The organism is Oligoflexus sp., from assembly GCF_035638955.1.
Classification (GTDB): domain Bacteria; phylum Bdellovibrionota_B; class Oligoflexia; order Oligoflexales; family Oligoflexaceae; genus Oligoflexus.
In genome coordinates, this window is sequence record NZ_DASQYZ010000358.1 from 1 (window position 1) to 6140 (window position 6140).

Annotated in this window: 7 protein-coding genes and 1 pseudogene; 3 read left to right on the top strand and 5 right to left on the bottom strand. The window is 45.9% G+C overall.

Going from position 1 to position 6140, the window contains the following annotated elements; genetic code table 11:
• The coding region (locus VE954_RS44515) for a type II CAAX prenyl endopeptidase Rce1 family protein (protein WP_414699046.1) at positions 1-237 on the bottom strand (237 nt) is incomplete at its 3' end.
• 315 nt (positions 238-552) lie between these two features.
• Positions 553-795, bottom strand: a complete 243-nt coding sequence (locus tag VE954_RS31545; RefSeq protein ID WP_324960499.1) for an RNA polymerase sigma factor — start codon at positions 793-795, stop codon at positions 553-555.
• Positions 796-992: 197 nt separating this feature from the next.
• On the opposite strand from VE954_RS31545, the gene VE954_RS31550 reads away from it, so the two are divergent.
• Both VE954_RS31550 and VE954_RS44520 read left to right on the top strand, forming a co-directional pair.
• Positions 993-1322, top strand: coding sequence for a transposase (locus tag VE954_RS31550; protein WP_324960501.1), 330 nt, complete (start codon positions 993-995; stop codon positions 1320-1322).
• Positions 1323-1615: 293 nt separating this feature from the next.
• Complete coding sequence (locus VE954_RS44520) at positions 1616-1891, top strand: DDE-type integrase/transposase/recombinase (protein WP_414699047.1); 276 nt, start codon at positions 1616-1618, stop codon at positions 1889-1891.
• Positions 1892-2082: 191 nt separating this feature from the next.
• On the opposite strand, the pseudogene VE954_RS31555 reads toward VE954_RS44520, so the two are convergent.
• From VE954_RS31555 to VE954_RS31565, 3 genes and pseudogenes are all read right to left on the bottom strand, one after another.
• A pseudogene (locus VE954_RS31555) lies at positions 2083-3349 on the bottom strand (IS110 family transposase).
• Positions 3350-3581: 232 nt separating this feature from the next.
• Complete coding sequence (locus VE954_RS31560; RefSeq protein WP_324960503.1) at positions 3582-5654, bottom strand: recombinase family protein; 2073 nt, start codon at positions 5652-5654, stop codon at positions 3582-3584.
• Complete coding sequence (locus VE954_RS31565; protein ID WP_324960505.1) at positions 5608-6000, bottom strand: DUF5372 family protein; 393 nt, start codon at positions 5998-6000, stop codon at positions 5608-5610. The genes VE954_RS31560 and VE954_RS31565 overlap by 47 nt, the downstream gene beginning before the upstream one ends.
• On the opposite strand from VE954_RS31565, the gene VE954_RS31570 reads away from it, so the two are divergent.
• A partial coding sequence (locus VE954_RS31570; RefSeq protein WP_324960507.1) for an integrase core domain-containing protein occupies positions 5946-6140 on the top strand: 195 nt, incomplete at its 3' end. The genes VE954_RS31565 and VE954_RS31570 overlap by 55 nt on opposite strands.

Here is a 6140-nt window from a genome sequence, read left to right on the forward strand (position 1 = left end):
CAGCCGATGCAGGTCAGAATAATGGACTTTTGAAAATGCCGTCCTTTGAAGCTCAGCGCCATAACCACTCCCTGGATACGGTGAACCCGGAACTATGACGAGTCCCTGGTCAAAACACCAGAGGCTTTTTGCAACAGATCCAAGAATGATAGCCCAGGGCTTACGCTTAAATTGCAACAACCCACCAAGAATGCCGACCCTAAAGATGAGTTCTTCCGCGATCGGCGCGACAACAATCGGCTAGAGGTTTGGGAAGATTGATTTTCCAGGCTGGTATTTATGCAGTTCCCGAGCTGCTTCAAAATCTGGCATCGCTACCGGATCAAACAGCGCTCCAAACTCTGCAATAGCTCTTGCGCCTACGTCATTAGCATATGCTGGGTACAATTGATCGCAACGTGCCGTGCTGTAACTTTGTCCTCGGGCGTCAGTGGGTGATCTGCTTGACTAATACGATTTTCGTACACTAGGCCCTGATCCAATTTACTGGCCAGATCTTCCAGTGTCATTTCTGGCGAATCCCGCTTGCGACTGGCCGAACTCAACAAGTGATTACGGGCCACACGGTAGACCCACGTTGAAAAAATCAGCTTCCCCACGAAAACTTGCAAGACGAGTAATGACCTTCAATAGAATCTCCTGGCTTGCATCTGCGGCATCGGCACGATTGCCGAGCATGCGTATGGCCAAATTGAAAACACCGGACTGTATGGTTTTCAATAGGGAATCGATCGCCGCCAGCTCGCCTTCCTTGGCGCCTTGAACGATTTCTGGTCCGGGGTCTCGTATCTTCATCACGTATTCCCTTTTTCGATTGGCCTTAACGCTGCAGGTCTTTTTTCCAAAGGCTCAACGGCAAGCTGGTTAATATTAGAAAAGTTGCGACACTCAGATGGCGCCATATAGAGCCACCGGCATCATAAGCAAGCCAAGCGTATAGTGACCCCAATTTGATTGAGACCACCCGTAAGCTGCTGTAGAAAGGAAATTCTATGGCTTATAACGAAGGTGCAGTTATGTCGGAAAATCAGCGTTGGACAGGCAAAAGGAAGGCAGAGGCAATCCTCGATATCATCAAGGGCAAGGTCACTCTGGTGGACTTTTGCAGAGCCAATGACCTGAAGCAAACCGACGTTGAAAAATGGATGGACGACTTCGTCAAGTCCGGCACCCAGGGCTTAAAGTCCAATTCAAAGGATCGCCTGTCGGAGCAGAATAAACAGATTTCGGAGCTTCAGCAGGTCATCGGCGAGCAAGCGCTTCAAATCCGGGTACTAAAAAAAAGTATCGAACTGGCGGAACAGGACGAGAGCGACTGCTGACGATCAAGTCGGACCTGGAATCGGAAGGCTTCCGCGTATCGCTTAGAAAGCTGTGCGAGTGGCTTGAGGTTCCAAGGTCTTCCGTATATCGGGAATCCAAGCAAAGACGCCGCTACCGGCTCAATGAGAGCCTTGTAACCGAGATTCGAACCATCATCGATAAGAAGCCTCAGGCCGGAGTCAGGACGATCCATTGGACTCTGAACCGGGGAAGGGAAAAACGGGTCAACATCAAGGCTGTTCACCGCATCATGAAAATCAAGGGCTGGCTGATGCACAAGCGTCCCAAGGGAATGAGGCCGAGGGTTGAAGGCTGGGCAAGCCGAACGTCCAAGCCTGATGTCCGTTGGGCAGTGGATATGAGCCACTTCATGACCAAACGAGATGGCTGGTGCCATATCACGGCCATCATCGATTGCTGCGACAGAAACATTGTCGGTTGGCGCGTATCGAAGTCCGGTAAGGCAAAGGTAGCCGCTGCAGCTTTGGAGGATGCTTTGATCAAGCGCCGCCCTAAGGCTGGCCTGAAGCTGCGTTCAGACAACGTGCTAACTTCGGAGTCAAGTTAAAAAGCAAGACAAAGAGAATCCCCACAGAAGGAATATCTGTGAAATAGGCTTCCTTACAACAAATATTAGGTGTATCTCCACCTCTTTATTGGAATCTTTCTCAACCATAGTGAACACAAGGTCATGGCTATTCCATGCCTTCACCGTGCTTAAAACGAGATAAAAGTCCAGGTGGAGGGTCCGATTATTATCTACGGAGTCCTGTTGGCTCCCATGGCCTGACTGTTCGGGATCCCTACACCTGGTACCGCCTCTTCTGGAAAGGGGCGGTAAAATTGGTCGAGTTTGATCAATGAGTGAGCTACCCTGGCTATCTTTGCGGCTACAGCAATATATGCCGTTCGCTTGCGATCAGGGTTTTGCGGATCATTTGCGATAAGCCTTTCATACTTTGCTCGGAACGTATTTTGTCCAAGGCGCGTTGAGATTGTGGCTGCCATCCAAAATACGGTTCTCAATCGACTGTTGCCCCTTTTGGAGAGCTTGGTCCGCCCGCGGTATTGTCCGGACTGTTGCGTTGAAAGATCGAGTCCACAGTACTTGAGGAACTGCCTATGATGCCTGAAACGGGTTAAATCCCCTGCCTCAGCGAGGATAGTGAGCGCAATCACAGGGCCAATGCCAGGGATCGATCGAAGAATTTCATAGGCCCTTTGTCCTTCTAGATGCTGATGAGCCATGTCTTCCAGCTCCGATCTTCGCCGCACCAAATTTTGATATTCGTCAAGGACAAGCTTCATTGCTTTGATTGCTAGTGAATCAGGATCAATGGGCAAGGCGACACTGGTCTTTGCGGTCGAGTAAATGTCCCGTAATAGCTGCCTCTTTGATACTTTTCGACCCTTAACTGCCCACGCTTCTTTAATAAACTGATCCTCTGAAAGACATACAATAGTTGCTGGACAAGGGTATTCCTTGAGGAAATTTATGAACCAGTCCAACCGTGAGGATTGAAAATATTTCTCAGCTTCAGGAAAATAAAGGGGGAGGAAATGATTGAGAACGCTATGCTGAATCATTGTCTTCCGTCTTCGAAATCTCCTGGATGTCATGATACCCATGGCGCAGGTGATCATGATATAACTGAACTATCTTATTCTTTAACATGTACAGGATAACCTGGGCATCCTTTGGATCATTCTTGTCCCAGCTGTTGGTCAATGCTTCTCTGGTCCGAGCAAGCGCAAGAGATGACACCAATTGAACTTCAAAACCTTCACCCTCAAGAAAGTAAGCAATTGTCCTGTGGAAATTACCCGTAGCCTCAAGTCCAACTCGAACCGGAAGCCTATAAGAACGGAGGAGTTCGCTGAGTGCTTTATAGTCGTGGAGAGTATTCTGAATCTTGAACTTCCTTCTCCTCTGGCCAGAAGACTCCAGAAGCAAGTCAAATCTCCGCTTGGAAACATCAATTGCTACCAAAACTTCCTCATTTAATGTAACTTTTGAACTTTGCATAGCGAGAGTTCTCCCACATAAATGTGTCAATTAGATAAATCGGGATTGTCTCTCGTTATGCTTTTCAAATCCATTGATCCGATATATGAACGCCGGGCTGGATTGGTAAAATCATTTCCGCATGTACTACGGCTTGATCTTTGGAGCAGAGGATTTTCATAAGGTGGTCAGAGGTGCCGGCATCAGGCAGGAATTCATAACCCCTTACACTCCCGAGCAGAACGCCTTGGCTTCATACTACACCTCTCTGCTGTTTTGAAGAGCGAATGTTTCGCTCAGGAAATATCCACTTTCTTCCACGTTGAAATGGTCTTATGCCAGGATCTAGGCACAAATAGCTGTTTTTGTCATCGTAGTAGTCCACTTTGAGCAAACCATTCTTGTACCAAGTTCTGACCGAAGAATTAGAAACTTTGTATTTTTTTGCAATTTCTTCTGAGGTTAACAATCCTCTTTTTCGCAATCTTTCGAACCGAGTTTTCAAGTCGTTGGCAATAATGATCCTGTTAATTGTCCACCTTCGAAACGGCTTTTCCCAACCACTCCGCAAATTGTTTTTGTTCAGTATGTCGGCGATTTCGGCAATCGTATGTTGATCCAAAAGCTGATCGATTTTTTGGACTATGGCTTCATCGGTTTTCTTTTGAATCCAGGTCTTCGGTGGACTTTGTGTTTTTAACCTTCTTACTGCTGCTCCTTTAAACCGAACATTCATAGCGATATTTGAGTCAATTTTCAAAAGAGTTACATCGTCAATCAATAGCTGCACGATCCTCTTTCTTTCTCTATGCGGCAGATTCGGGTCTCTCCAGAAAACTGGGAAATCATTGACAAGTCCAAGAATGCTGATTTTTACATTATCGTCAATCGCGATAGAATCTTTGCATATTTGCTCCTGGTAAGTCCTTTCTGCGTCGGCGAGGTTTCTAAGTTTTCCGTTCCATTCTCCCTCCAATGTATCTGCCACAAGTCTGTTACTTGGATCCACTTTTCGATAACGACGTTCCGCCAGATCTGCCTCATATCTAGCGCGATTTACAGCCAATTTTCTAAGATTTTCCACTTCTTTTAGTCTGTTTTTTACTTTCTTTTCGACTCGTATCGACTCTCCAATTGATTCCTCTTTCATGCAACTTTCAAGAAGATCAACTATCGTATGATCTATGTTTACGCCATTAATCGATTGGCAAATCTTTTGACCCGTTTCTATTCCACTTGATTGGCAAAGGTAGTCCGGAGTCTTCAATCCATTGCGAATATGGTAACGAACGGTCATGCGACTTCCGCACTTTCCGCAGACTGCTATCCCTTGTAAAATAGCGGGACATTCTCGCGGAGGACCCCTCCGGTCTATTCCACATGCTCTCGCATTTTTTTTCAGGGTATCCTGATTCCTCTCAAATTCGTCCAAGGTAATATATCCCTCATGGACATCTGGTACGAACACTGTCCATTCAGGTCTTTTTAGCTTCCTCATGTGAGATTTTCCATCAACGGTTCTATAGTTACTCGTTCTCCCATATGCGAAAGCGCCGGCATATCGTGGATTGTGGAGTATTCTAAGTGCCTGGGAATGCGCAAGTTGTTCCCAAAGTAGTTCACCCTTATGCGGTCCACTCCTGACATTTCTCGGAAATTGCAGTGCTTGCTGTCTAAAGAATTTTACTGTCGACGTTGCTGATCCCGTATTTCGAAAAGTCTTAAAGAACTCGATTAGTGCAGATTGAACTTGCCTGTCCGGATCTTTGATGACTTTACCTTTTTCGGAATATCGGAATCCGATTGGAAGAGGAATTTCTAGTTCAGCGCGCTTGGCTTTGTTTAAGATCCCACCGATCAAGCGATCTCGAAGAAAATGAAGTTCAGCTTCACTCATTGTGCCTTTTAGTCCAAGCAAGAGCCTGTCATTGAAGTGCTTGGGATCATAGATTCCATCTTCATCCAGTATCAATGTACTTGTTAGAGCACAAATCTCAATTAAGTGCTGCCAATCAGCGGAGTTCCTTGCCAGCCTTGAGACTTCGAGACCCATAACAATTCCAACATGTCCAAGTCCAACCTCAGCAACAAGATGTCGAAACCCAGATCGTTCGTGTTTTGAAGATCCAGATTGACCAAGATCTGAGTCGATGACTTTGACTGTTTCATAAGACCAGCCTAGCGAAATCGCTCTATCTTGCAATGCGTATTGCCTTTTTAAACTTTCGGTATTCTCGAAAAACTGTTTCAATGATGATTGCCTAATGTACAAGTAAGCATCACGATTCAGATGAATTTGTTTCACCTTCGAATTTTGTTGGTCCATGGCACTGCTCACTTTTTGCAACTTTGGGTTTATGAGATTCTGCGCCTGTCAGCTTCTCTTTCGATTGCCTAATAAGCTGAACCAAAGTCAAAAGGTCTTGAAAGCGAAAATACGCTTTCCCATTTGCCATTTTTACGAAGGGATCCTGATCTGCCATGTCGGTCCACTCCAGTGGGACTGAGCAAAGCTTATCAAAATTATCGTAGAACAATACTCGATTTTCCTGCCAACTCCTTCGAACGCTATATATTCGAAATTTAAGTCCTTTTTTTGGGTGGAAAGGATGAGTAATTGTTACTATTGATGCTTGAATTGACTCTTGAAGAGCATTTGACAGCTTATTCAAATGGTCTGATCGAAAGATGGTTCAGGACCTTGAAGACTGAATGTCTGTGGCTGAGGCAGTACGAAACAGTCGAGCAAGCACGAAGTGCCATCGCTTCGTTCATTGATGTCTATCACAACGAGAGACCGCATCGGTCTCTT